The organism is Leucobacter chinensis, from assembly GCF_019049105.1.
Classification (GTDB): Bacteria; Actinomycetota; Actinomycetes; order Actinomycetales; family Microbacteriaceae; genus Leucobacter_A; species Leucobacter_A chinensis.
Window position 1 is genome coordinate 311,365 of sequence record NZ_JAHQZR010000001.1, and the last position, 25,778, is coordinate 337,142.

The following is a 25,778-nucleotide window of genomic DNA, read 5'->3' on the forward strand; positions in this document are numbered from 1 at the left end:
CAAGAAAGGTACTTGTGAAGCGCAATCACACTGAATGGAACGGCGGCCTGCAAACCGAGGCCGTGCAACTGCTCGACGAGGGCGGCCGCATCGTCGTGTGCCCCACGAAGGTCGGCTACATTATTCTCACCGCCGACCGTGCGGGGCTCGACCGAAAGTTCGAGGTCAAGCAGCGTGCCCTCACGAAGCCCGGCGTTGTTCTTTGCGGATCGATGGACCAGTTGCGTTCGCTCGCGAAGCTCACCCCCGAGATTGAACGGTTTTACGAGACTCACTGGGAGCAGGACGTGCTCATGGGCTGCATCTTGCCCTGGTCAGACGAGGGCAAGCAGTTCTTGCCGAACGACGGATCTGAAGAGCTCGTGACCGACGAGCGCGGCACGAGCTGCTTCATCATTCGCTTCGGGCGACCCGGCGAGTATATTGCCAAGGAGCTCTGGGATCGGGAGAAAAAACTCACCTTCGCGAGTTCTGCGAACCCATCAGGTAAGGGGAACCGCGGGGTGATCGAGGGCATCGGCGAGGCGATTGACGCCGAAGCCGATCTCGTCATTGAGGGCGACGACTACGTTCGTTCGATCCAGCCAAACGCGACCCCAGAGACGCGGTACGAGCAGGGCGTCATGGTGTCGTTTGTCGATGCCTCGGGTGCTCTCGTTCCCGAGCAGGGAAGTGAGCGTTCGGTGACTCCTGCACCCACGGTGATCCGCAAAGGGATCGATATCGACAAGATTATGATGAACCTCTCGCAGCAGTTCAACACCTGGGACTACCGCCACGGCGAATACTACTGATCGGTCACACGTGCGCTAGCAGAAGGCGGCCTCGATGCGCCAGAAGTCGTCGGGGCCGTCTTTTGGCGTGAGTGGTTGAAGCCATTCGGTGACGACTTCGAGCACCGCCTCTTCGAACTCGTCGCGGCTCCACGCTCTCGGTCGTGGCGGCACGTCGGGCTCCCAGCCCTGCTCGCCCCACTCAACCCCGAAGAGGTGGCGATCGTCGTCGAACCTGCGGTCAAGCGTGAACGCGTCACGGCCCTCGAACGCGGCCCACACGTCAAAGGGGCCCTCGCCGTCTTGATCGACAAAGACGGTGACGGTGATGCCGTCGATGCTCACGCCCTCTGCGGTTGCTGCTCGGTGCAAGCGATCGAGCACCTCGGTGACCTGCGGAGTTGTTTCGGCCAGGAACGGCCACACGGCGTCGCGGTAGGTGTCGGAGTTCACCAGACCAGAGTAGTGCGCCCCTCGCTTGCTTCGCTAGGCCCGCTTCGAGTCGGGCATGAGCCGTTGATCGGTTTGGGGGGCAGTCTGGCTTGGCTGCGCCTTCGCTGCCGTCACAGAGCCGGCGTTGGTGGGTGCAACGGCCAGGATGCCGAGCGCGAGCCCAATCACGGCGAGACCAACCCAGCCAGCGGCCGTGAGCCGTTCACCAACGATAACGACCGCGAGAACCGCTGCGATTGCTGGCTCGGTGAGGGTGACCGTGGTCGCGGTGCTCGCGTTAATGCGAGCAAGCCCGTACCCGAAGAGTAGGTAGCCAAGAAACATCGGAACCATCGCCATGTAGGCCGCCACAAAGAACGCCTCTCGGGTTTCAATGAGTGGTGCGCCGGTCGCGAGGAGCACCGGCATGAGCATGAGCCCGCCGAGGCCGAACACCGACCCCATTGAGGCCGCGCGCCCGATGCCCTCGTCCATGAGGCGGCGCGTGGCCCACGAATACGTTGCGTATGATGCTCCCGCGATGAGCCCAAGGAGAATGCCGCCGATCGTGGCAACGCCTGACGCTGCTGGCTCGTTCAATTTAGCGAGGCACAGCAGTGTGCTGCCTATGATGCCGAGGCCCGCGGCCAGCGACCACCATCGGCTGAGTCGTCGGCGTTCGACGAGCCGCTCAAGCAAGCCAGAGGCCAGGGGAGCCGAGGCCAGCGAGACGACCGAGCCGATGGCCACGCCAGCGACGTGCATAGAGCTGTAGAAGGCAAGTGGATACACCGCAACGGCGGCCCCGCCAAGCGTCACTAGCCCGGCCTTCGGCTTGAGCGCTGGCCAAGCCCTGTGCAGTGAAGGAACGGCGATGACGGCCTGCATGAGCCCGCCGATGCCGAGGGCGGCTGCCCCGATCGCTAGCGGGCCAGCCGTGGGAGCAAACGTGGCGGCGGTGCCGGTCGTGCCCCAGAGAAACGACGCGATGGTAATGGCCGCGATCGCGCTTACTCGGCCACCGCGGTTCACTGATTCGCCAGCATCTGCTCGGCGAGACAGCGTGCCCGTACGAGCTTGTCGGTGCTGCCCTCGAGGCCAGCCCGCGTCATTGCTCCCTCAAGAATAAATGCGCAATGCTCGGCGAGATCGTTTGCATCTGGGCGCTCAAGTGCGTTCAGATGCTCGACGAGGATCGATTCGACCTGTTCTTTGTGGCGCCTCACCGCCTCACGCCCGGCTGCGTCAACCGGCAGTTCGGCCGCGGCGTTCAGTAGGCCGCAGCCGCGGAAACCGTGCACGCTCCCTGCCTCGGCGTGATCAATATATGCGTCAAAGACGGCGAGCACTTTTTCAGCGGGGGAACGGGCCCCTGCGAGCCGCGCCTCATACAGTTCGAGCCACTCAGCGTGCCGTGCGTCAATGTAGGCCAGCATCAACTCGTCTTTCGAAGAGAAGTTGTTGTAGAGACTCTTTCGGGCGACGCCGGCCTCGGCGGTAATCGTATCGATTCCCGTTGCATTCATGCCGTTGGAGTAGAACAGCCTGCCTGCCGCCTCCATGAGTCTGTCGCGTGCCGGAGTTGGTGCTGTTTTCAGTCGATCGGTTTTCATGACCCTCCCTATAGGTAGACCAGTCTACCTACCTTTGCTTGCACGAATCTAGTGTTACTGACTTCGCGCATCTTTTAGGAAGGGGATCGCGGGCGTGAGGCGCACGTGCTGCTGGGTAGGTTGTTGGCGTATTCACACCGGAGCGCCTTGCAGATTATTGCTCGGTTCGGCGCCTGCGAAAGAACCCCAGCCGACGGCGCATCTGAGCGCGTTCATTGTCACGTGATTCTTCGGCCTTGCGGCGAGCTTGCTCGGCACTCTGTTCCTTTCGGGCTACCCATGCGGCGACCGTGGCCTCGAGATCGCGTGGCATCGTGATGAGGGGAGGGCCCGCTGGGAGTTGATACCGTGCCCAGGTGACGTGTTCATTGAACGCCTCGATCTCGCGACGCACCTCGCGCTCACTCGCGAGCTGATCGAGCTTCTTATTGAGTGCGGCGTCTTCGTTTCGCAGTTGCACAGACGGTGGTAGGACAACGAGGCCTTCTCGTCGTGCGAGGCGTTTGAGCCACCAATCTGGGTCGTGGCTGTCTGAGACATCGATTGGTTTGCCTGCTCCGGGAAGGTTGTCGAACTCGCCCCGTTCGATGGCCTTGCGAATCTGCATGTCGGCGATGAGGGCGATCATTGTTTCGGTGTCAAAGGCGAACGCGGAGGGGTTAAAAAAGCTACTCGGGAGCTCGTTCTCGGCCATGGTGTGCTCCTCTCGCCCTATTTGCAAGTCAACTGTATTATTACATCTGTATGGAAAGGAGTCCAAGTGCCAAAACAGGTTGATCATCAAGCTCGGCGAGAAGCAATCGCTCACGCGCTATGGCGAGTTGTTGACGAACAGGGCTGGTCAAAAGCAACCATGCGCGAGGTGGCGCGTGAAGCGGGGGTCTCGCTTGGGCAACTGCAACACTACTTTTCGTCGCGGGCCGAGATGTTGACGTTTGGAGTCGAGTGCGCGTCAGAAGAGACAACGCGCCGAATCGGAGAGCAACTTGAAGAGCTCAGCCAGCCGCCGCACCCTCGCGATGCGCTGCGTGTCATTCTTGGCGAGATGCTTCCATTGCATCCTGGCGCACGAGCGACTAGCCGCATGCATGCGGCATACGTGCTTGAGGCCATGCATGATGCTGCTTTGGCCGAGCAGGTGAGCCAAGGCATGCGTACTGGGAGAGCGATGGTCGAGCAGCTCATTCGCGATGCCGTGTACGAGGGGCATATTCGAGCGGATTGCGATGCAGCGATCGAGACAGATCTCGTTCTTGCATTGACGGGTCTTGCCCCTTTGCTCGAACTGAACGTCATTGAACCGAGCGCGGCTCTCACAGCCATTGACCGGCATCTCGAGCGATTATTCGACCAGAGCTCCTGACGGCGATAGTTTGAGACCAGTGCAGATCAGCCGTTCGAAGAATTTCCGAACGGCTGATCGAGAGTGCTTGGCTACTCCCTGCGCTGCCTTCGGGTCAGCCAAAGAATGGCCCCGCCGAAGAGAACGAGCAATCCTGGAACGAGCCACATCGCAGGCGACATTTCAGATCCTGTCACGGCAAGTGGTGATTTTTGGTAGGTGTTTGTTGCGGTGATGTGCAGGGGCTCATTGGCGGTGATGGTGAAGGCGTCTTCGCTGAAGTCGACGCCGGTGAAAACGTACCCTTCAAGGGTTGGTATCTTCACCTCTTTGAGGGTGACTGTCGTGCCAACGGGCAGATCTCTTGGGCCTTCAACGAGTGAGCCGTCGGCGGGAAGCGTGAACTCACGGGTCACTTCTTTGCCGTCGATCGTGAGGAGGGCAGTGACCGTGAACTGTGTCTCCTTGGGGAAGTCTTGAGACGAGACTCCCTTGAGTGTTTTGTTCAGGTCGAAGCCGCCGAGAACACGTTCGTAGGTGTTTGTGACGATGAGTTCGATGTCGGGGTTGTCGTCTGCCAGAATCGTGATCGATTCGTCAGAGAGGTGACTCGAGGTGAAGGTGTATCCCTCGGGTGCTTCTGGCGGTGTTCCCTCGGCAAGGGTCACGACCGTTCCCGCCGGGAGAATGACGCCGGAGGAGACGGGGGTGCCGTCGGCTGGCACATCGATGGTTGCTGAGCCCTCGTTCCAAGTGGCTTCTACTGGGAAGGTAGTTCCCTCTGGGAAGTCGCCTGGCTCGATGCCCGAGAGCGCCTTACGCACATTAAACGTACCCTCGTTGGTGAGTGGCGTGTCGCTATAGGTGTTTGTTGCGGTGATGTGCAGGGGCTCATTGGCGGTGATGGTGAAGGCGTCTTCGCTGAAGTCGACGCCGGTGAAAACGTACCCTTCAAGGGTTGGTATCTTCACCTCTTTGAGGGTGACTGTCGTACCAACGGGCAGATCTCTTGGGCCTTCAACGAGTGAGCCGTCGGCGGGAAGCGTGAACTCGCGGGTCACTTCTTTGCCGTCGATTGTGAGGAGGGCCGTGACCGTGAACTGTGTCTCCTTGGGGAAGTCTTGAGACGAGACTCCTTTGAGCGTTTTGCTCAGGTCGAAGCCGCCGAGAACACGTTCGTAGGTGTTTGTGACGATGAGTTCGATGTCGGGGTTGTCGTCTGCCAGAATCGTGATCGATTCGTCAGAGAGGTGACTCGAGGTGAAGGTGTATCCCTCGGGTGCTTCTGGCGGTGTTCCCTCGGCAAGGGTCACGACCGTTCCCGCCGGGAGAATGACGCCGGAGGAGACGGGGGTGCCGTCGGCTGGCACGTCGATGGTTGCTGAGCCCTCGTTCCAAGTGGCTTCTACTGGGAAGGTAGTTCCCTCTGGGAAGTCACCTGGCTCGATGCCCGAGAGCGCCTTGCGCACATTAAACGTACCGAGGTCATCGACAAAGTTGAGCTGCGTCATTGCGCGCACCTTCGTCGCACGGCTGCGTTCAAAAGCGGCAAAGACTTGGCACGAAGTTGTATCTGAAGAATGGTTTGCCTGCGCCCAGCTCAGGTACTTCGATGCCTGCGGTGTTGCGCTCAGAGAGAGCGTGACGTCGCCCGCAGAGGTGCGCTTAACGCAGAGGTGTACTTGCTTGGAGGTTTCAGGGTTCGTGCCCTGAACGACAAGCTGATGGTCGGTCAGGGTCGCATCGCCTGAGCAAATCTTCACCTCGGCGCCATCAATCTCGAAATCAATGGGCAGCTTAAAAACGTTCGTTGAAACGACCAGGCGGGCGGTCGCCCCCACCGGTATGTTCGTCTGGCCACCTGAGATTGAGAGGTTCACCTGAGGTGTTTCTGGAATAAGCGTCAAGATCTCGGCTTGGCGCTCGGGCCCTATGTTTTCATTACACCACAGGTTATTTTCTCCGCCCACACCGAAGCGGTCATAGTCAGAAACGCACCACACCATGAGCTGGCGAGCGTAACGCTCATGACGATCTCGGTTTGACGTTGTCGTCACATCGGCTGAAGGTGGTGGCGTGACTGGCATGTCATTCTGAAGAATATAGGCGATCACCTTCGACTGGTCTGCAGTTAATTTATCGTTGCCATCAAGCCATTCCATGGGGTCGACCGGTTGATGGCCTTCCTTGCTCACGAGGCTACCGTCGGGCATGACGTTCAAGCAGGCTGCCTTTGCCATGTCGGTGCAATACATCCACTCAGAGACGGGGCCTCCCGCGGCTTCAACGTACCGAACGCCGCAGCCGGGGGCGGTCGCCGAATCTTCATCCCGCGTGCCTTGTGACCCGTACAGAACGGCAATGCCCCCGGAATTATAGTTTTCGAGCTGTTCGCCCGTTACGACGCGAGACGCCTCGTCGGGCTCAGAACCTTCGCACGCCGGCGCAATGAAAGGGTCTGCTTCGGGCGACGGTGGGGTGTCGCCGTGGGTCGGTGGTGGTGCAGGCTCTGCATGAGCTGCGACCGATCCAGAAAACATAAGTCCGACGACTAGGGAGGCGGTTATGCCACCCCGAAATTTTCGCCATGCACGTATCCCCATTGTATTTCCCCCTAGAAAATGCGGTTATTTCCACGCTACACGAATTGGTGGGGAGCGCAAGGGTAAACAATTCACTCGTCTAGAATTGGGGGAATAGGACGGCAGGAGTAGCGAGTAGCATGCGGCGTCTAGCCTGCGACTTTGGGCGAGTGAGACGTGTACGACCAGCGGAGTGGGAGCGGTTCATGGCACTCGCTGACAAGTGAGGCCTCAAGCAGAAGCTCATCATTGGATGCATGCGCAGAACAGCGCGCTGCAAGCAGCGTTCATATAGCGCCCCCGGCAGGATTCGAACCTGCGACCAATGGATTAGAAGGCCATTGCTCTATCCCCTGAGCTACGGAGGCAACTGAACCAGAATAGCATTGCTTTGCCGCGCGCAAGTTACAGTGACGTGTTTACGGTCTTGCTGGGGTCGATCCGCCGCATGCTACGCCGGGCCTGGCAAGTGCGAAATCTGCGCTAGCGGGCGCCGCTCGTGATTCGGTAGGTGAGGTCGCGAATGTCGCGGCCCTTTTCGGCGCCCTTGCGCTCGAAATTCGTGACGGGGCGGCCCGCGAAACGCTCGGCCCACTCGCCTTCGAAAGCGCGCTCGTAACCGGTCGCCGCGTCGAACACCTCGCGCATCTGATCGGCATACTCTTGCCAGTCGGTCGCCATGCGCACGATTCCGGAAGGCTTCAGCACGCGTGAGGCCAGCTCAACGAAGGGTGGTGCAATAAGGCGCCGCTTGTTGTGCCTCGCTTTGTGCCAGGGGTCGGGAAAAAAGACGCGAATCTCGTCGACCGAGGTTTCGGGCAGGTAGTGCTCAAGCACCTCGGGGGCGTTGGCTTCGATAAGACGCACGTTCGTGAGCTCGCGTTTGTGGGCGTTGAGCATAGCGCGTGCGAGGCCCGCCTGGTAAACCTCGATACCGATGAAATCGCGTTCGGGGTGTTCGGTCGCGGCGTGAATGAGCGCCTCGCCGTCGCCGGTACCGATCTCGACCACGAGCGGGGCGCTGCGACTGAAGATCTCTTCTGGGCTGCGAGACACGCCCTTGGCGACAGTGGTCGCTCCGCCGTCACGCTGCATCTCAAGCAGGTAGTCGCCGGCGTATTCTGCCCAGGCGAGCTCTTGGCCAGCGGTCATGCGGCCATTACGGCGCACAAATGATCGGGGCTGGTTCTGGTGCTGAGGGGTGGTGGGCGAAGTATTCATCGAGTCAACGTTACCGTGACTCGAAGCTCGGTGAGACTAAACTAGCCGAGGCAACGCAAACAGAGGGGGACGATGGCGACCAGGGCTGAAAAGAAGCTCCCGTTTGAGGTATGGGCGCTCATCGCCGGAGCGTTCACCATCGCTTTGGGCTACGGTGTCGTAGCGCCAGTCTTGCCGCAGTTTGCGCAGGAGTTTGGCGTTTCGAGTTTTGCCGCAACTGCCGTGATCTCTTCGTTTGCTCTCTCACGCCTCATCTTTGCGCCCGTCGCCGGCGTCATCGTCACAAAGCTGGGGGAGCGCACGACCTATGTGACCGGTCTGCTTATCGTGGCCACGATGACTGGCGCGGCAGTATTCGTCGGGGAGTACTGGCAACTGCTGCTCTCGCGTGGGCTCGCGGGCATCGGCTCATCGATGTTTTCGATCGCCTCAACCGCGCTCATGATAAAGGTGATGCCCGCCGCACAGCGAGGCCAGGTCGCCGGCATGAACTCTGCTGCGTTTCTACTCGGCAACCTGCTCGGGCCCGTGCTCGGCGCGCTGGTCGCTGGGTGGGGCCTGCGCGCTCCCTTTATTGTCTACTTTTTCACGCTGCTTGCCGCCGCGCTCGTTGTGGGAATCGCACTGCGCCGCTCGACGAACATTGGGGTGGCAGCTGGCGCGCACCTTTTGCCACCCCAAACGTTCCGTGAGGCGTTTCGCGTGCGTCAGTACCGCGGTGCGCTGCTCTCGACGTTCTCGTTTGGGTGGGCGATTTTCGGGGTGCGTATTAGCGCGGTCCCGCTCTTCGTTGCGGGCTCCCTGGGCGGGGGCGGTCGGGAATCGGGCTGGGTTCTCGCGGCCTATGCCGCAGGCAACGCGGTGTTCGTGATTCCCTCTGGCCGATGGAACGATAAAATCGGGAGAAAACCGCTGCTCGTTACCGGCTTCGCGCTCAGCACGATTGCCTTTATCGTGTTTCCCCTCACGACCTCGATTCCGCTCGCAATGGCGACGCTCGCTCTCGCAGGCGTTGCTGCGGCGTGTGCGAACCCGGCGCAGCAGGCGGTCATTGCCGACGTCGTTGGTAAACGCAGCGGTGGGCAGGTTGTCGCGGCTGGGCAGATGTCGGCCGACCTGGGCGGCATTCTCGGCCCCCTCATAGCAGGCATGCTCATTGATACCGTGAGCTATCAGGCTGCGTTCTGGCTTACCGCCGTACTGCTCGGCATCACGACGGTCGTGTGGGTGTTTACCCCTGATTCGAGGGTGCTGAATGACGCCGACATTACGGCCGAGGCGATGATCGTCTCACCAACCGAACCCGAAACGGGGCCCATCACGCTCCCGCTCGAAGACGAATTGCCCGGTGAGCACCGCGCGACAGGCGACGATCCCGAGCTGCGTTAACCGGCGGTATTCGTCATCGCGAGCGCGGCCCGCTCGATATAGTCGCGAAACTGTGTGTCGGCCATGGGCACGAGGTCAGCCTCGTCGAGTGCGGCGTGCATATGGTGCAGCCAGCGTTCGCGAGCAAGAGCGTTGATCGGGAAGGCATTGTGACGCATACGCAGTCGCGGGTGGCCGCGGTGCTCCTGGTAGGTGGTTGGCCCGCCCCAGTACTGCTCGAGGAAGGTCTGCAGGCGCCAGATGGCGCCCTCCCAATCGTCTTGCGGGTACATGGGCGCAAGCACCGGATCTTCTTTGACGCCAGCGTAGAATCGCCGCACGATGCGCTCGAAAGTGGGTGATCCGCCGACTTGCTGCCAGAGCGTGTCGGTCACTGCGTTGCCGGTCGCGCCTTCGCGGAGGGTCAGGCGTGGCTTTGGGGTTTCTGGGGTGGTCACGGGGTAGCTCCTGGAAACGTTGGTAGTTCGCTGGCGAGGGTGATGCCGTGCTTGTCGAAGAGTCGCACCAGCTCGAGACGAAGTGCGCGTTGAACGGCCCACTGGGCTTCAGGCCTCGTGCGCATCGCAAGGCGTAGAGTCGCACGGTCGCCGAACATGCTCTCGACGCCCCACACCTCGGGCTCGCCGATAATCTTTCGCGCGTGCTCGGGCATTTTCATTACCTCACGAGCGGCCTCAAGCGCGACGTTTTCGACGAGATCGAGATCGTTATCGGCGTCGACCGTGATGTTGATGATGGCGCGGCCCCAGCCCTGAGAACTGTTGCCGAGGGTCAGCACCTCGCCGTTGCGAATGAACCAGAGGGTGCCATCAACCGCGCGCACCTGCGTTACGCGAATGCCGACGTCTTCGACCGTTCCGCTGATCTCGCCGATCGTGATCCAATCGCCGACGCCTAACTGGTCTTCACTCACCATGAAGATGCCGTTCAAGAGATCTTTAATGAGGTTTTGCGCACCGAATGCCAGCGCAGCAGCAACGATACCGGCCGAGGTGAGCAGCGCTGCCAGGTCAACGCCCAGCTGGCCAAGGATGAGGATGATCGAGATGACACCGATCGTCCACGTGATGATGTGTTTGCCGACGGCTCCGAGCGTTCTCGTGCGCTGGACCGCACGAGCACTGAGCTTCGGGGCTAGCGAGAGCTCCTCGGTGAGGTCGGTCGCTTGCGAGCGTTTCACGCCCTTCACGACGCGGCTCACGACCCTTCGAAGGGTGTGCTGCAAGAGCCACCGCAGCACGATTGAGAGCAGGATAATGAGCGCGATGTTAAACGGAACTTTATAGGTGGTGATAAAGCTCTGTAGTGCCTCAAGAATTTCCACTGTGCCTCCTTCGAAACGTCATACGGGTGTGATGAGTGCGTGGGCCAGGCGTGTGGTATCGCCCGGCCCACGCGTGTGCCCTACGCCTGAGCGTCGCGGGCCTGCGCGTCGAGTGCGCGCTCAACGTCGGCCAGGTGCTCGATCATGAAGCGACGAAGCGCAGGCGCCGCGTCGGTGTTTGCCTCGAGCCATGCACGCGTCGCCTGTTGCAGCTGAGCGTCTGCGAGCGGGGCGGGGTAGAAGCCCTCGAAAATCTCCTCGCCGATGGCGTAGCTGCGGTCGTTCCACACCGCATCGATCGAGGTGAAGAAGCGCTCGATGAAGGGGCGAAGCAGCTCGGTATCGTGCACACGGTTGAAGCCGAGTGCGGCGAAGCGAATCGTGAGGTTCGCGGCGCCCTCGGTCTCGACCATCTGCTGCCAGGTGCTCTCTTTGGCCTCTGCGGTGGGCAGTGCCGCGTGCGCGTAGGCAGCGAACTGCTTGCCGCTTGCCGTGAGGTCGGTTGCGAGCACCTCGTCGATCGCCGCACCGTCAACGAGACCGGCGGCAGCGAGCGAGATGACGAACTCCCAGGTGAGGTCGGTGTCGACCGTGAGGCCCTCGAGCTTCACGGTGCCATCGAGTAGCGCCTGAATCTTCGCGGTCTCGTCGGGGGTTTCTGCGAGGGCTGAGAACGCCTTGATGAACTGGAACTGTGCATCTGAAGCTGCCTCTGCCGCATTCGCGAGCTGCCAGAGTGCGTCAGCGACGCGCGTGCGGGTCGCCTCTCGCTTCTCGGGCGCGAGGTACGAGTGTGTCGCGGTGAGCAACTGGTTGATAACGTTACGCAAAATCGTCGAGTTCGTCTCGGCGTGCACGTTTGCGAGCGCGATCTCGATGAACTCAGAGGCTGGCATTTCGGCGTCACGCGTCGTGTCCCAGAGCGAGCCCCACACGAGGCCACGGGCGAGCGAGTCTGGCATCGCGGCGAGGTGCTCGCGAACCGTCGCGAGTGAGCGCTCGTCAAAGCGGGTCTTCGCGTAGGTGAGATCGTCGTCGTTGAGCAGAATGAGATCGGGCTGCGCAACCCCAACGAGCTCGGCGACGCTCGTGCTTGCCCCCGCGACGTCGAGTTCGACGCGCTTCGTGCGAACGAGCTTCCCGCCCTCAAGTGAGTAGAGGCCAACCGCGAGGCGGTGGGGGCGGATCGTCGGGTATTCGTCGGTTGCGCTCTGCTCGATCGCAAACGATTCGAAGTTGCCCTGGGCGTCGGTCGTGAAGACCGGACGCAGCGTGTTCACGCCTGCGGTCTGCAGCCATGCCTTCGTCCACTCGGCAAGATCGCGGCCGCTCGTTGCCTCGAGCTCGCGCATGAGGTCGGGCAGCTCGGTGTTGCTGTACGCATACTTCTCGAAGTAGTCGTGCACGCCCTTCATGAATGGCTCACGGCCAACCCACGCAACGAGCTGCTTGAGCACCGAGGCGCCCTTGGCGTAGGTGATGCCGTCGAAGTTCACGAGCACGTCGTTGAGGTCGGCGATGTTGGCCATGATCGGGTGCGTCGAGGGCAGCTGGTCCTGGCGGTATGCCCAGGTTTTGCCGCTGCCGATGAAGGTGGTCCAGCCTTCGTTCCACTCGGTTGCCTCAGCGGTCGCGAGCGTTGACATGTACTCGGCAAATGACTCGTTGAGCCACAGATCGTTCCACCAGCGCATCGTGACGAGGTTACCGAACCACATGTGGGCGAGCTCGTGCAGAATCGTGACGACACGGCGTTCGCGCATCGCGTCGGTGACCTGGCTGCGAAAGACGTAGGCTTCGGTGAAGGTAACGGCGCCGATGTGCTCCATGGCTCCCATGTTGAACTCGGGCACAAAGAGCTGATCGTACTTCTCGAAGGGGTAGGGGTAGTCGAATTCTTTGGCAAAGAAGTCAAAGCCCTTGCGGGTGATGTCAAAGATGTAGTCGTGGTCGAGGTGCTCGGCGAGAGATTCGCGGCAAAAGACGCCGAGCGGAATCGTGCGGCCGTCTGGGTTTGTCAGTTCAGACCGCACCTCGTGGTAGGGGCCAGCGACGATGGCGGTGATGTAGCTCGACATGATCGGGGTGGGGGTGAAGTGCCAGGTGGCTACCTCGACGCCGTCGACCTGACCTGCAGCGACAGGCTCTGGCGTCGGCTGTACACTGACGACCTTCCAGTATGCGGGGGCCGTCACGGTGAACTGGAACGTTGCCTTGAGGTCTGGCTGCTCGAAGACCGGGTACATGCGACGTGAATCGGGCACCTCGAACTGCGAGTAGAGGTATACCTCGCCGTCGACCGGGTCAACGAAACGGTGCAGGCCCTCGCCGGTGTTCATGTATCGCATGTCTGACACGATCGTGAGTGTGTTCTCAGCAGCGAGACCAGGCAGGGCGATGCGTGAGTCGGCGAAATGGGTGGCGGGATCGAGCGAGGTTCCGTTGAGCGTGATGCTGTGCACCGCGTCAGCGATGCAGTCGATGAAGGTTTCGGCTCCGGGCGTAGCGGTGAAATGGATGGTTGTATCGGCCCCGAAAAGGGTCTCACCACGGGTGAGGTCGAGCGCGATCTCGTAGGCACTCGTTTGCACCACCGCCGCACGCGACTGGGCTTCGACGTGAGTGAGGTTTTCTCCTGGCATGATGCTCCTTAGAATCTTCTTCACATTGGACGTGACCAGCCTATTCGAGACAGGGCGAAGTTCGCTGGGTTCGCTGAGGGCGTCCTTGCTTTTACGCTCTCAGCGGTAGACTGTGTGGTATGACTAGTGCAGAGCAACCCCGTGTAGACAGCGTTGAATTTTGGTTCGATCCGGTGTGCCCGTGGGCTTGGATGTCAAGCCGTTGGCTCACCGAGGTGAGCGAGAAACTCGGCCTTACCGTAGCCTGGCGCCCCTTCAGCCTTGCAATCTTGAATGAGGGCAACGAAGACGACGGTCATCGCGACGCCTACGTCCGTAGCCTTGTGCTCGGCAAGGCGCTTATCGTGACCGAGCGTGATCACGGGAGTGAGGCCGTGTGGCGTCTCTACACCGAGCTCGGCAATCGCCTGCACCACGACGCTCGTGACGATGAGGCAGTGCTCGCCGAGGCCGTTGCTGCCGCAGATCTGCCCGAGTCGATCGCCAACATTGCGGGCGATGATGCTGACACCGCCGAACAGCTCTTGCGTGCAAGCACGGCCGCTGGCATCGAGGCCGTTGGTCCTGGCGTCGGTGTGCCCATTCTCTCGATCAACGGTAAGGCCTTCTTCGGCCCCGTGGTGACCCCTCGCCCGAAGGGCCAAGACGCACTGAACCTGTGGAACGCGGTGTACTACGCAACCCAGACCCCAGGGTTCTACGAGCTGAAGCGTGGCCGCGAAGTTGGGCCCGATTTCAGCTAGCTGATTCGGGTACAGTAGAAGCATTATGCGCATTCACATTGCGACCGATCACGCCGGTCTTGAATTCAGCCAGACGCTTCAGCAGCACCTCACCGAGCAGGGCCTTGAGGTCCATGATCACGGCCCCGTCGAATACGATGCGCTCGACGATTACCCGTCGTTTTGCATTAACGCGGCTCTCGCGGTTGCGCGGGACGAGGCAGCGGGCGTTGAGGCGCTGGGCGTCGTCTTTGGTGGGTCGGGTAACGGCGAGCAAATGGCAGCGAATAAGGTTCAGGGCATTCGTGCTGCACTAGTCTGGAACGAGTCGACCGCTGAACTTGCGCGAGAGCACAATAACGCAAATGTGATCTCGATCGGTGCGCGCCAGCACACCGTCGAAGAAGCCATGCGCTTCATTGACCTGTTCATCGCGACGCCATTTCCCGGCGACGAGCGCCACGTGCGCCGCATCAACCAGTTGGGTGAGTACGAGCGAACCGGCAAGATTGCCGGCAAGCAGGTTGACGAGCCCGTTTCAGCGTAGGGAGCTTCGGTGCCTGAGGGTCATTCAGTTCATCGCATCACGCGTCAGTTCGCTGCGAACTACGTCGGCACCTCGCCTGAGGTTTCGAGCCCGCAGGGCCGCTTTGCTGCCGGCGCTGAGATTATCTCGGGCCTGCCAATGACCGATGCCCGTGCCGTCGGCAAACAGATGTTTCTCGAGTTTGCCGGCGAGCACTGGCTGCGCGTGCACCTCGGAATGTACGGTGCGTGGGATTTCTCTGGCGACATCGTTGTTCACGAGTCGATTGAGATTCACGGCCAGAAGGCTGCCGTTGACGAGGTTGGCGAAGACTCAGTGACCTCGATTGGGGCACCGAGAAAAACACGCATTCGCATGGCCGAAGAAGACAAAGAGCGTGACGTCGCCTTCGAATGGCCGCCCGAACCTGTCGGCCAGGTGCGCGTTCGGTTGCTCAACGAGCGTGTGTGCGCAGACCTCCGCGGCCCAACCGCCTGTGAGGTCGTGAGCCCCGAAGAGGTGCACGCGGTGATGCGACGCTTGGGCCCCGACCCGGGAAACGATAACAGCCCCGAAGAACAGGCTCGTTTTGTCGACCGTGCGCTCAAGAAGCGCACGCCGATCGGTCTCGTACTCATGGATCAGTCAATGGTCGCGGGCATCGGCAATGTCTATCGTGCCGAGATGCTGTTTCGTGCGGGCATCGATCCGCACACCCCGTCGAACGAGCTGAGCCGCGAGACCATGCAGGCGCTCTGGGATGATTGGGTGCACCTGCTCGACATTGGCATTCGCGTCGGCCAGATGATCACGATTGATGGGCTCGAGGGCGAGGCCTACGAACGAGCGCTCGTGCACCGCGACGATCGTCACTGGGTCTACAAGCTTGAGGGCACCCCGTGCAAGCGATGCGGCACGAACATCGCACTCGAGGAGTTCGGCGCACGCAAGCTCTACTGGTGCCCCGGATGCCAACACTAAGCTGAGGCGTCATTCAGGGCGTTTTGTCGCGGCTATTCGCCTTGTTGTAGCTCGTCGATGCTGATGCGCGTGCGGCGAAGGTCTTCCATGAGGGCGCCGATGAGCACCCAGTGTTCGGCGTTGGGCACGACGATGCGGTACGGCGCCGTGAGCGCGGGAGGCTCGATGATCTCGTCACTCTCGAGATTAAACCGGTACCCGACGTGCCTGAGGTCATGTGCCGCCCGGTTGAATTCGTCAGCGAGGCCCTCGACCGCAGGGTCGTTAATGATGTCGGGGTCGTAGCCATCGGCAAGGGCACGCGACATGCCGAGAACCTGCGTGACGATGTGTTGCAGGCGCTGAAAGAGTTCGTCATCGGCGAGCAACTGCTCGCGGTAGTGGCGGCTTCTCGGGTTGAGTTTCAGGCTCTCGCGCGCGCTTCGCAGAAGGGTGTGCACCTCGCGGCGCTCTTCGCGCAGGTCGCGCGCCGCCATGAGGATGTCTTGCATCTCGTCAAACGTTTGCTTTTTCGTGAGCGAAGTCGCGATGCGATCGAGCGATTGCGCCGTGTGTTCGACGAGCTCGTGCACGGCGATGCTGGCGGGCGAGGTACGCACGGGCGCGATGAGAAACGCGTTCACGAGCACACCGATGGCCCCACCAATCGCGGTCTCGACGATGCGCTCTGCGCCGTACGCGAGGCTCTCGCCGCCGAGGGCAATGACGAGCATGGCGCTGATCGCGATTTGCGTCGTTGAGGGGCCAGTGAGACGAAAGGCCCAGCCGATAAGCAGCGAGACGAAGATCGCGGCGACGAAGAGCCACGGGGCCTTGCCAAAGAAGATGCTCGCGCTGACCGCAATCGCCACGCCAACGACCACGCCGACGAGCCGTTCGATGCTCTTGTTGAGCGACTGCGAAACGTTGTCTTGCACGCAGATGAGGGCCGCGATGATGCCGAAGATGGGCAGGGCGTCGGGAAATACGAGCAGGCACGCGAGCCAGGCCAAGAGCGAGGCGATGCCGCTCTTCACGACCTGCAGAAACGGGGTACGTTCGGTGCGCACGAAGCTTTCAGTGAGCTGCCTACCCGCGCGTGAGAACGACCTGATCATAGAATCCCGTGCTTCTTGAGCTCGTTCATGATGGTCGCGCCATCAGGCCCGTACACCCAAGGAACCCCACTGACGCTGCGGTGCAGGCGGGCCTTCGAACGCCCGCCCTGCAAGACGGCTTCGCCCGTAGAAATTTGGCGGATCGCTACCGCCGCAACATTTTCCGGGTGCTGTGACGAGAACTCGTGGTACAGCATCTCGTCGTGCTGCCCGTCATCGCCAATAAGTACCCACTTGGTTGAGGGGAACTCCTCAATGAGGCGCAGCAACTCGCGTCGTTTGTGCTGCCGGCCGCTCCTGAAGAACCGGTCGTGCGTGGGCCCCCAGTCGGTGAGGAGGAGCGGCCCTACGGGGTAGAGGTTGCGTGCGAGAAAACGGCTGAGTGCGGGCGCCGCGTTCCAAGCCCCGGTCGAGAGGTAAACAATGGGTGAACCCTCGTGGCGCTCGATGAGCGTCTGGAGCAAAACCGGCATGCCGGGAGTTGCGGTGCGTGCCTGCTCATCGACCACAAAGGTGTTCCATGCGGCGACGAGGGGCCGGGGGAGTGCGGTCTTCAAAATGGTGTCGTCAACGTCAGAAATCACGCCAAATCTGGCGTGAGGGTCGACGATGAGTACGTTTGTCTCGGCAATGTCTTCGTCTTCGGCGCGAAGGCCGAGGGTGTGCCAACCGGGGTTTAGTGAAACATCGACTTTAGCGTCGACCACGCCGCCGTCATCGGCTGTGACGGTTGTTACTAGTCTGCCGTCGAGATATACCTCCACCTGTTGGCGAGGTACTGCGACACTTGTGAAGGTTCGCCACCCCCGAACCTTTGAAATCTGAACGAGATCTGTGCGGCCGAGGTCTTCGGTTACGGCCTTCGGTTTCAGGTACAAGACGCGACCGAGTACGCGCACCCACTCGGTCGAGCCATACCCAATATATGGAATGACCGATGGTGTTTTGCCGCGTTTTGTCGCCCTATTGGTTCGCTGCTGATGAATCCACCCCTCGCATTTTGCCGCGATAGCGCGCAGGGAAGACGGGGTCGGTGGGTTAAGAGTCACAAGGCCATTCTACCCGTGTTGGTTCGCGCGAACGCCGCGAATCCGGTAAGCTTGAAAGTGACCAGTAGACGCTGGTAGATCCGCGAGGAATGACATCCTCTCACGGAGCTCACTGATGGGGGTGCTTCCTCTAAAGAAATCTGTTGGGCGCACTCCTGAAATGGACCTGGAGTGTTCTATGGACGAGTTCTTTGATCCGCTGTCCCTAGCGCGTTGGCAATTTGGTTTGACAACGCTCTACCACTTTATTTTTGTCCCGTTGACCATCGGCATGGCTCTGCTCGTAGCGATTCTGCAGACCGCTTGGGTACGAACGGGTAAAGTCAAATACCTTCGCCTCACGAAGCTCTTTGGCAAGATCTTCCTTATCAACTTCGCGATGGGCGTCGTAACCGGCATCGTGCAGGAGTTCCAGTTCGGTATGAACTGGTCGAACTACTCGCGTTTTAACGGTGACATCTTCGGTGCACCACTCGCGATGGAGGGCCTTATCGCCTTCTTCTTTGAGGCGACCTTCATCGGCCTCTGGATCTTTGGCTGGGACAAGCTCCCGAAGAAGATTCACGCAGCCACGATTTGGTGCGTGTGGATCGGCACTGTGCTGAGTGCGTACTTCATTCTCGCCGCGAACGCCTTCATGCAGAACCCTGATGGCTTCGTCATTAACGAGGAGCGCGGCCGCGCCGAGCTCGAAAGCATCTCTGCTGTTCTCTTGAACCCCGTCGCGGTGAACCAGTTCGTGCACACGATCTTCGCCTCGCTCATGTTTGCCGCAACGGTGATCGTCGCGATCGCCGCATGGCACCTCGCTCGCAAGCAGCACAAGGAAGACATGACGACGGCACTGCGCTTTGGCGCGGTCGTGAACATCATCGCGTTCATGGGTGTTGGCCTCTCGGGCCACTCACTCGGTATCACGATGACCGAGACGCAGCCCATGAAGATGGCCGCTGCCGAGGCGATGTACGAGACCGCGAGCGGTAAAGACGCTTCATTCTCGCTCTTCAGTATCGGCACCCCAGACGGCGAGCACGAGATCTTCTCGGTGCGTATCCCGTACCTCGCTTCGTTCCTCGCAACAAACTCGCTTGATGGTGAAGTCGAGGGCATTCGTGACCTGCAGGCCGAGTACACCGAGAAGTACTGTGGCGATGAAGATTCGCTGCTCACCTGCCCCGAGAGCGGCAGCTTCGTGCCGACGGTGTGGATCACCTACTGGTCGTTCCGCTGGATGATCGGCCTTGGTGGCCTGTCGATGATCGTGAGCGCCGTAGGCCTCTGGCTCACGCGCAAACGCGCCGAGCTTCCGGCCTGGACGTGGAAGGTTGCTGTCTGGACCGCTCCGCTGCCACTGCTTGCCTCACTCGTTGGCTGGGTCTTCACCGAGATGGGCCGTCAGCCCTGGATCGTGTTCGGCGTCATGACGACCGAGCAGGGTGTCTCGCCCGGAGTACCCGGTTGGGCCGTCTTTACCTCGATGATTGTCTTCACCCTGTTGTACGGTGGTCTTGCCGTTGTCGAGTTCTGGCTCATCAGAAAGGCCGCGAAAGAAGGCCCACCGCAGATCGAAGAACCCGAAGACGGTTCAGAGATCGACGTCAGCAAGCACGCCACGGTGTACTAGGGAAGGATCACCATGTCTCTTGAAATTCTCTGGTTCTTTATTGTTGGAGTGATGCTCGTCGGCTACTTCGTGCTCGACGGCTTCGACTTTGGTGTCGGCATGTCACTCCCGTTCGTCTCCAAAGACGACACCGACCGCCGCGTCGCCATTAACACGATCGGCCCCGTCTGGGACCTGAACGAGACCTGGCTCATTGTGGCTGGTGCCTCACTCTTTGCCGCGTTCCCCGAGTGGTACGCGACGATGTTCTCAGGCCTGTACCTGCCGCTTCTGCTCATCCTTGTCGCGCTTATTCTGCGCGGTGTCTCGTTTGAGTACCGCCACCAGGGCAAGGGCGAGAACTGGACGAAGTGGTTTGACCGCTTTATCGTGTTCGGCTCGTTCCTCCCGCCGCTCCTCTGGGGTGTCGCGTTCGCGAACCTCCTGCAGGGCCTGCCCATCGAACCGATGGACAACGGTGGCTGGATCTACACTGGCACGCTGCTCACGCTGCTGAACCCGTACGGCCTCCTCGGCGGTCTCGCGGTGATGCTGCTCTGCTTCACGCACGGCGCGGTATTTCTTGCGCTCAAATCAGACGGCGCGATCCGCGAACGCTCACGGGCGCTTGCCTCACGCGTCGGCCTCATCACGATCGTCGTTGCCGCGGCGTTTCTCGTGTGGACCATCGTGCAGCAGCTCGATAATCCGATGTTGCCGTGGGTCATCGTTATGGCGGCCCTCGCAGCGGTCACGCTTATCGGCGCCTGGGTGTTCAACGCCCGTGGCTCAGAGGGCTGGGCGTTCACCTTCAATGCCGCCGCGATCGCCTTCGCGCTGCTGACGATCTTCATGGGGCTCATGCCGAACCTCATGATCTCGAGCACCGATCCCGCGTTCTCGATGTCAATCGTCGGCGCCGCAAGCTCGCAGAAGACGCTTGAGCTCATGACCTGGGTTGCCGCCCTGACCATGCCGCTCGTGCTGGCCTACCAGGGCTGGACGTACTGGGTCTTCAAGAAGCGCGTTACCCGCGAATCGATTCCCGCCGAGGAGCCGGTCGCGGCATAATGAAACCGTTTGACGTTCGGTTACTCCGATACGCGAGAGGGGTGCTCCCGCTGCTCAGCTGGGGCGCCCTTCTCGGGGTTCTCAGAGCCATCGCGATCGTGGCGTGGGCGTGGTCAATCGCCCACCTCATCGCCTGGTACGCAAAGCCCATTATGGTCTTTGACTGGTCGGTGACGGCCTACGGTCGCGTTTTCGAGGGCCTGGAAGACGAACGTCAAACGTGGATCATTCTCGCGTGCGCAGCACTCGTGGTGCGCACCGCGGCAACCTGGTTGATGAACTGGATTGCCGAGCGCGGGGCCGCAACGGTGAAGCACCAGCTTCGCGCTAATGCCCTCGCGCACATCGATGAGCTCGGCCCTGGCTGGGTCACCACTCAGTCAGAGGCTGGACTCACCCTCAAACTCTCTCGGGGGCTTGACGCCCTCGACAACTACTTCTCGCAGTACCTGCCGCAGCTCTTTCTCACGATCACTGTGACCCCGCTGCTCGTGCTCGTACTCTTTCGCGTTGACTTCTTGAGTGCCATCATCGTCGTCATCGTATTCCCGATCATTCCCGTGTTCATGGTGCTCATTGGCCTCGCGACCCAGGGCGCCCAGGACAAGCAGTGGAAGGCGCTCGGGCAGCTCTCGAACGCGTACCTCGACGTCGTTCGCGGGCTCCCAACGCTCAAACTCTTTCGTCGCGAGGACCGTCAGGTCGAACGTGTCGAGAACATCACCGAGGAGTATCGCTCGCGCACCATGAAGGTGCTGCGGGTGACATTTCTCTCTGGGTTTGTTCTTGACCTTGCCGGGACCTTCTCGGTTGCGCTCGTCGCGGTAACGGTTGGCACGAGGCTCGTCGACGGGGCGTTCCCGATCACCCTCGCACTGTTTGTGCTGCTGCTCGTACCCGAGGTGTTCGTTCCTATCCGCCAGGTTGGGGCCGCTTTTCACGCCTCGAGTGAGGGGCTCACCGCCGCGCAGGATGTCTTTGCGATTCTCGAAGACGCGGGCGAACAGGTTGCAGCCCCCGCAACTCCGGCGAGCGGTTCGGTCGTCTCGCTTGACGGCGTGCAGGCCGTTCGTAACGGTGTCGCCGTCGCCGAGCCAGTCACGATGACCGTGTCACCCGGCGAGATCGTCGTGCTTGCTGGGCCAAGCGGTGTCGGGAAGACGACGCTGCTCAATGCCATGGTTGGCACGCAGCCCTTCGAGGGCGCGCTTGAAGCAGCTCCCGCCGCATGGAGCGGGCAGAAGCCTGGTCTGCTGCGTGGCACGGTTGCCGAGAACGTGGCGCTCGGCGAGTCTTTGGCCGACGAAGCACTTGTGCGTGCATCGCTCGACGCGGCAAAGCTTGACTGGCTCGATCCATCGACACCATTGGGCACCTCAGGAGAGGGGCTCTCGGGAGGGCAGGCTCAGCGCCTCGCCCTCGCCAGGGCGCTGTATCGCTTGCGTGCGCATGACCTCCCGCTGCTCGTGCTCGACGAGCCGACCTCTGCGCTTGACGCCGAGACCGAACAGGGCGTGATCGAGACGCTTCGCGCGCTCGCTTCTGAGGGGAAGGGGCTCGTCGTGGTGAGCCACCGACCCGCGGTCATGGAAGCGGCAACGCGCGTTGTACGTATGGAATCGAGGGTGACGGCGTGACGAAACAGACACACAGCGCTCAAGATCGCTTCGACGCCAAGGCGCTTGCGATGCCGGCGCCCAAAGCTCGCTTTACAGGCGTCTTCTGGGGTGTGCTCTCAGACGCCTCGATGGTCACGCTGCTCATTCTCAGCATGTGGCTCATTATGCGTTCAGGCGAGCAGCCGCCGATTTTGCACCTCACCTTTGCCATTGTCGGCGTTCGTGCCCTCGCGATCGGTCGGGCCGTTTTTCGGTACCTCGAACGGCTCGCCACGCACGACCGTGCGCTCAAACAGCTTGCCTCATTGCGCTCGAACGTGCTCAAGCGACTGATTCCACTCGTTCCAGGAGCGATGAAGCAGCGCACGACGGGCGATGTGCACGCGAGCCTCATAGACGATATTGACCAACTGCAAGATCAGCCGCTTCGCGTCTGGCAGCCGCTCGTCGTGTCGGGTATCACGGTGGCGCTCGGCGTCGGTCTCGTCGCGATCATGAGCCCGCTTGCCGCGCTCGTGAACACCGTCTTCATCGTGCTCGCGCTGCTCACCGCCAGATGGCTCATCGCGCGCAGTCGAAAGGTGTCGAGTTCTGAGCTCACCGAGATCCGCTCACGGCTCATCGACGCCCTCATCGAACGCTTCGAAGCTGCGCAGGTTCTGCACCATTTTGGGGCCACGAGCAATCACGACGAACGCATCGCACGCATCTCTCGCGAGTATGTCTCGGTGCAGCAAAAAGAAGCAGGCCTCACCGGCATGACCGCTGGCTTGATGTCTGCTGCCGCTGGCCTCAGCACCCTCGTCACCCTCTGGCTCATGCGACCCGAGGCAGGCCTTGACGTCGTCTCGGCTCCCGTGCTCGCCGCCCTCGTGATCGTGCCCGCGGCCCTCTTCGAGGTGCTCACGCAGATTCCGCAGGCGATGCAGGCGCGTCAGCTCGTTGACGAGAGTGCTGCTCGCGTCGAGTCGCTGCTTGGCGAACGCGTTGCCGACGAGATTCCCGAGACCACCGGCAGCGAAAGCGAGACGCGAGAGCGCCTCGCCGAGGCTCGGCAGGCAGGCTTTGAGGCCACGGCTCCGCTGCTCGCCGCCCGCGACCTCTCGGCCAGGTACCCTGGCGCAACGCGCAACACGCTCGAGGGCGTCGACTTCTCGTTGAACGCGGGCGAGACGCTGCTCATCACCGGTGAGAGCGGCGCCGGTAAGTCAACGCTCGCCAAGGTGCTCGTGCGCTTTCTCGATTACGAGGGCTCGCTGACACTCGGCGGTACGCAGCTCAAACAACTCACGACCCACGAGGTGCGCTCGCGCGTTGGGCTTTCGGAGCAGTCGCCTCACCTCTTCGACTCCGACCTGCGCCAAAACCTGAAGTTCGCTCAGCCCGACGCTCCTGACGAGGTGCTGCTTGAGGCGCTCGACAGGGTGGGCTTGCGAGAGTGGGCCGAGTCCCGCGGAGGCCTCGACATGCACGTCGGCGAGCACGGCGCGCTCGTGTCGGGCGGGCAGGCGAGCCGCATCGCTCTCGCTCGGGTGCTGCTCACTGATTTCGAGATCGTTGTGCTCGATGAGCCAACCGCGGGGGTCGACACTGAAAACGCCGACGCGATGCTTCGCGACCTGCTGGGAGCTGTCCCAAGTGATCGCGCCGTCATCGTGATCTCTCACACTGACCTGCCCGAGGGGGTAAACGCGACAAGGCACCTGCGGCTGAGCTCGGCGGGTGCCTAGCGGCTCGGCACGACTGCTTCAGGCATCGCGTGAAGCGCCTTCTCGAAGGCTTCGAGCCGCTGCGTGTCGGGAGCGTTGAGGGGTGTCCCATCGAGCAGCGTCACCGGTCGTATCCCGTGCAGAGCATTAAGCGCCCACAGCTCGGTCTCGGCAAGCTCCAACGGTGAGCATAGCTCGGTGCCCGTCTCGTAGCCAAGCCGATCAGCGATCTCGGTCACGAGCCGCTCGGTGATAGAAGCAACGCGTGGCCGCACCGTGACCCTCGGGGCGTGCATGAGCCGACCCTCTCGCCACCAGACGAGTGACGTCGTGGTGCCCTCGATCGCATGGCCTCGGTCGTTCACGAAGAGCGCCTCGCCCCCGAGGCGCTTCATGACCCGCCCGTAGCGTTCGATGTTTGGGCCTTTGAGGTGCGCATCGTCGGCGGCTGGTTGCTGTGCGGTCGTGAGCGCGATCTTACTCGTGATCTTCGGTGCTGGGCGCAGGGCGAGCTCGAAGCGAAAAGTTGCCCGGTCTTGCCAGCACTCGAAACGCGGAAAGGCCGGGCCGTTCGCCCGTGCGTACTCGTCAATGCTTTGCAGTGCGAGTTCGAAGAAGTTGTCGAGTAGCGCTTCATGACGTTCGCCAGCCCGTTCCCGCACACCCGCGCGAAAACGCTCGAGATGAAGCGGGAGGCCCCTCGCGACGGGGGTGCCGTCGGCGATATCAATGAGCAACGAATCTGCAAGCGCGAGGCGTTCCATACCGCTGATTCTAACCGTGCATTACGCTGGGTGCGTGAAAACGTTACACAGCGCTCTGCTCAAGGGGCTTCAGGTCGGCGATACCCCGTGGTTTAGCATCGAGCTCGACGATCCTGTGCATGGTCGCATCACGCGGCTCGGGCGCTTTGGCGGTGAGCCTCATCACCGCGGAGTGGTCGTTGGTGATTCGGGCGAGTGGCCAGTCGAAACCCCAGGAGCGGGGTGGATCTTCGCCGAGCGATACGAGGGCGGGGCCCCGCTCGGTGGTTACGCTGATGCCACGATCGTGCTGAGACACGGTGATGGTGACGCCTGGGTCGAGGGCGAAGCGAGCAGTCGCAACACTGCTGCGCTCGAGGCCTTGCTCAGTCACGCGCGTGACTCGGCAGCTGAGGTGCTTGACGGCAGGCCGGGTGTTCTTGAGGAGGGGCAACCCGCTGCGCCTCCCCGCGATGGCGACGAGGCGCATGCAGGGCTAGCCGTTCAGTGGCGGCACGACGACGCGAGCTACCTCGAACGCGTCGGTGCGTGCGTGGCGGCGGTGCGTGAAGATGGCGGTGTGCGTTGCCTCACGAACATGGCAACGGTGACGGCTCCGGCTCCGTTCGATCCAGCCTCGGTATACACGGCTCTTGCGCGCTCGAGCGGCGCGCCGCGGGCGGCGATCATTGTTGAGGGTGATGTTGCTCTCGTGAGCGCGAGCCCCGAGACCTTTATCGCCTGCAGAGCAGGCATCGCCGAGACCGAACCGATGAAGGGCACGAGGCCCCGGGGTGCCACCCCCGAAGCCGACGAGGCGCTGCGTGAGGAGTTGCGTTCGAGCGAAAAAGAGCGGCAAGAAAACCTCGCAGTCACCGAACGCGTTGTCGCAGAGCTCGAGACGGTGTGCGTGAGTGGCAGCGTGCACGTACCTCGTCCCTGCGTGGTCAAGAGCTACGGGCAGGTGCATCAGCTCGTGAGTGAAGTGCGTGGTCACCTCCGCGAGCGTGCGACGCTCGGTGAGGTGCTCGACGCGATGTCACCGGCGGCATCGATGACCGGCGTGCCGAAAGAAACGGCGGTGAGGCACCTCGCCGAGCTCGAAGACGGGCCGAGGGGGCTTTACTCGGGGTGCTACGGGTGGGTGAGTGTCAGCGGCGCCGATGCTCAGGTTGCAACGGCGATTCGTTGCGCCGAGCTTCGCGGATCGACGGCGCTCGTTGGCGCCGGGGGAGGCCTGACCGCAGCCTCGCGCCCAGACGAAGAGCTCGCCGAGGTTAAGCTGAAAGCCCGAGCGGTGCTGAAAGCGCTGGGAGCCGGGTATCCTAGAGTACTGTGAG

At 61.6% G+C, this 25,778-nt stretch carries 23 protein-coding genes and 1 tRNA gene; 11 read left to right on the forward strand and 13 right to left on the reverse strand.

The annotated features are described in order from the left end of the window. Positions 1-14 precede the first annotated feature (14 nt). Positions 15-794 (forward strand): L-threonylcarbamoyladenylate synthase, encoded by a 780-nt coding sequence (locus KTJ78_RS01460; protein ID WP_217131993.1) that lies wholly within the window; start codon positions 15-17, stop codon positions 792-794. A gap of 15 nt (positions 795-809) precedes the next feature. Here the strand turns inward: KTJ78_RS01460 and KTJ78_RS01465 are convergent, their stop codons facing one another. The 4 genes from KTJ78_RS01465 to KTJ78_RS01480 form a co-directional block, all read right to left on the reverse strand. Beyond that, positions 810-1,226 (reverse strand): DUF6389 family protein, encoded by a 417-nt coding sequence (locus tag KTJ78_RS01465; RefSeq protein WP_217131995.1) that lies wholly within the window; start codon positions 1,224-1,226, stop codon positions 810-812. A 33-nt stretch (positions 1,227-1,259) separates the two neighbouring features. Further along, positions 1,260-2,237 (reverse strand): DMT family transporter, encoded by a 978-nt coding sequence (locus tag KTJ78_RS01470; RefSeq protein ID WP_217131997.1) that lies wholly within the window; start codon positions 2,235-2,237, stop codon positions 1,260-1,262. Continuing rightward, entirely contained in the window at positions 2,234-2,818 is a 585-nt protein-coding gene (locus tag KTJ78_RS01475) for a TetR/AcrR family transcriptional regulator (protein WP_217131999.1), read from the reverse strand. Before KTJ78_RS01475 ends, KTJ78_RS01470 begins: the two co-directional genes overlap by 4 nt. Positions 2,819-2,972: 154 nt before the next feature. Then, positions 2,973-3,512, reverse strand: coding sequence for a DnaJ family domain-containing protein (locus tag KTJ78_RS01480; protein ID WP_217132000.1), 540 nt, complete (start codon positions 3,510-3,512; stop codon positions 2,973-2,975). Between the two features lie 66 nt (positions 3,513-3,578). Between KTJ78_RS01480 and KTJ78_RS01485 the strand changes: the two genes are divergently transcribed. After that, positions 3,579-4,181, forward strand: a complete 603-nt coding sequence (locus KTJ78_RS01485) for a TetR/AcrR family transcriptional regulator (RefSeq protein WP_217132001.1) — start codon at positions 3,579-3,581, stop codon at positions 4,179-4,181. 71 nt (positions 4,182-4,252) lie between these two features. On the opposite strand, the gene KTJ78_RS01490 is transcribed toward KTJ78_RS01485, so the two are convergent. The 3 genes from KTJ78_RS01490 to trmB form a co-directional block, all read right to left on the reverse strand. Next, the gene (locus KTJ78_RS01490) at positions 4,253-6,700 is read right to left on the reverse strand and encodes a DUF5979 domain-containing protein (RefSeq protein ID WP_217132002.1); all 2,448 of its coding nucleotides are present in this window, start codon (positions 6,698-6,700) and stop codon (positions 4,253-4,255) included. 337 nt (positions 6,701-7,037) lie between these two features. Further along, a tRNA-Arg gene (locus KTJ78_RS01495) sits at positions 7,038-7,110 on the reverse strand. A 115-nt stretch (positions 7,111-7,225) separates the two neighbouring features. After that, a complete protein-coding gene (trmB, locus tag KTJ78_RS01500) occupies positions 7,226-7,963 on the reverse strand; it encodes a tRNA (guanosine(46)-N7)-methyltransferase TrmB (RefSeq protein WP_217132003.1) in 738 nt (245 codons plus the stop codon). Between the two features lie 72 nt (positions 7,964-8,035). On the opposite strand from trmB, the gene KTJ78_RS01505 reads away from it, so the two are divergent. Further along, positions 8,036-9,352: an MFS transporter gene (locus tag KTJ78_RS01505; RefSeq protein WP_217132004.1), complete on the forward strand. Its 1,317-nt coding sequence runs from the start codon at positions 8,036-8,038 to the stop codon at positions 9,350-9,352. Here KTJ78_RS01505 and KTJ78_RS01510 read toward each other — a convergent pair. From KTJ78_RS01510 to pepN, 3 genes are all read right to left on the reverse strand, one after another. Further along, positions 9,349-9,726: a globin gene (locus KTJ78_RS01510; protein WP_369807934.1), complete on the reverse strand. Its 378-nt coding sequence runs from the start codon at positions 9,724-9,726 to the stop codon at positions 9,349-9,351. The genes KTJ78_RS01505 and KTJ78_RS01510 overlap by 4 nt on opposite strands. A gap of 59 nt (positions 9,727-9,785) precedes the next feature. After that, entirely contained in the window at positions 9,786-10,676 is an 891-nt protein-coding gene (locus tag KTJ78_RS01515) for a mechanosensitive ion channel family protein (protein WP_217132006.1), read from the reverse strand. An 80-nt stretch (positions 10,677-10,756) separates the two neighbouring features. Continuing rightward, a complete protein-coding gene (pepN, locus tag KTJ78_RS01520) occupies positions 10,757-13,318 on the reverse strand; it encodes an aminopeptidase N (RefSeq protein ID WP_217132007.1) in 2,562 nt (853 codons plus the stop codon). 119 nt (positions 13,319-13,437) lie between these two features. Between pepN and KTJ78_RS01525 the strand changes: the two genes are divergently transcribed. Genes KTJ78_RS01525 through KTJ78_RS01535 form a run of 3 tightly spaced genes read left to right on the forward strand, consistent with a single transcriptional unit; the run spans position 13,438 to position 15,547 of the window. After that, positions 13,438-14,061 (forward strand): mycothiol-dependent nitroreductase Rv2466c family protein, encoded by a 624-nt coding sequence (locus KTJ78_RS01525; RefSeq protein ID WP_217132008.1) that lies wholly within the window; start codon positions 13,438-13,440, stop codon positions 14,059-14,061. A 25-nt stretch (positions 14,062-14,086) separates the two neighbouring features. Next, entirely contained in the window at positions 14,087-14,587 is a 501-nt protein-coding gene (locus tag KTJ78_RS01530) for a ribose-5-phosphate isomerase (RefSeq protein ID WP_217132009.1), read from the forward strand. A 9-nt stretch (positions 14,588-14,596) separates the two neighbouring features. Continuing rightward, positions 14,597-15,547, forward strand: coding sequence for an Fpg/Nei family DNA glycosylase (locus KTJ78_RS01535; RefSeq protein WP_217132010.1), 951 nt, complete (start codon positions 14,597-14,599; stop codon positions 15,545-15,547). 32 nt (positions 15,548-15,579) lie between these two features. On the opposite strand, the gene KTJ78_RS01540 is transcribed toward KTJ78_RS01535, so the two are convergent. Next, entirely contained in the window at positions 15,580-16,644 is a 1,065-nt protein-coding gene (locus KTJ78_RS01540; protein WP_217132011.1) for an FUSC family protein, read from the reverse strand. Further along, positions 16,641-17,693, reverse strand: coding sequence for an App1 family protein phosphatidate phosphatase (locus KTJ78_RS01545; RefSeq protein ID WP_369807921.1), 1,053 nt, complete (start codon positions 17,691-17,693; stop codon positions 16,641-16,643). Before KTJ78_RS01545 ends, KTJ78_RS01540 begins: the two co-directional genes overlap by 4 nt. Before the next feature lie 178 nt (positions 17,694-17,871). Between KTJ78_RS01545 and KTJ78_RS01550 the strand changes: the two genes are divergently transcribed. From KTJ78_RS01550 to cydC, 4 genes are read left to right on the forward strand one after another with little or no spacing between them, the layout of a single operon-like run. Continuing rightward, positions 17,872-19,317, forward strand: a complete 1,446-nt coding sequence (locus KTJ78_RS01550; RefSeq protein ID WP_217132012.1) for a cytochrome ubiquinol oxidase subunit I — start codon at positions 17,872-17,874, stop codon at positions 19,315-19,317. A 12-nt stretch (positions 19,318-19,329) separates the two neighbouring features. After that, positions 19,330-20,367, forward strand: coding sequence for a cytochrome d ubiquinol oxidase subunit II (gene cydB / locus KTJ78_RS01555; RefSeq protein WP_217132013.1), 1,038 nt, complete (start codon positions 19,330-19,332; stop codon positions 20,365-20,367). After that, entirely contained in the window at positions 20,367-22,004 is a 1,638-nt protein-coding gene (gene cydD, locus KTJ78_RS01560) for a thiol reductant ABC exporter subunit CydD (RefSeq protein ID WP_217132015.1), read from the forward strand. The genes cydB and cydD overlap by 1 nt, the downstream gene beginning before the upstream one ends. Beyond that, a complete protein-coding gene (cydC, locus tag KTJ78_RS01565; protein ID WP_369807922.1) occupies positions 22,001-23,716 on the forward strand; it encodes a thiol reductant ABC exporter subunit CydC in 1,716 nt (571 codons plus the stop codon). The genes cydD and cydC overlap by 4 nt, the downstream gene beginning before the upstream one ends. Here the strand turns inward: cydC and KTJ78_RS01570 are convergent. Next, positions 23,713-24,459 (reverse strand): aminotransferase class IV, encoded by a 747-nt coding sequence (locus KTJ78_RS01570; protein ID WP_217132017.1) that lies wholly within the window; start codon positions 24,457-24,459, stop codon positions 23,713-23,715. The two genes, cydC and KTJ78_RS01570, sit on opposite strands and share 4 nt — an antisense overlap. 34 nt (positions 24,460-24,493) lie before the next feature. On the opposite strand from KTJ78_RS01570, the gene KTJ78_RS01575 reads away from it, so the two are divergent. After that, positions 24,494-25,777, forward strand: a complete 1,284-nt coding sequence (locus tag KTJ78_RS01575) for a chorismate-binding protein (protein WP_217132020.1) — start codon at positions 24,494-24,496, stop codon at positions 25,775-25,777. Position 25,778 lies beyond the last annotated feature (1 nt).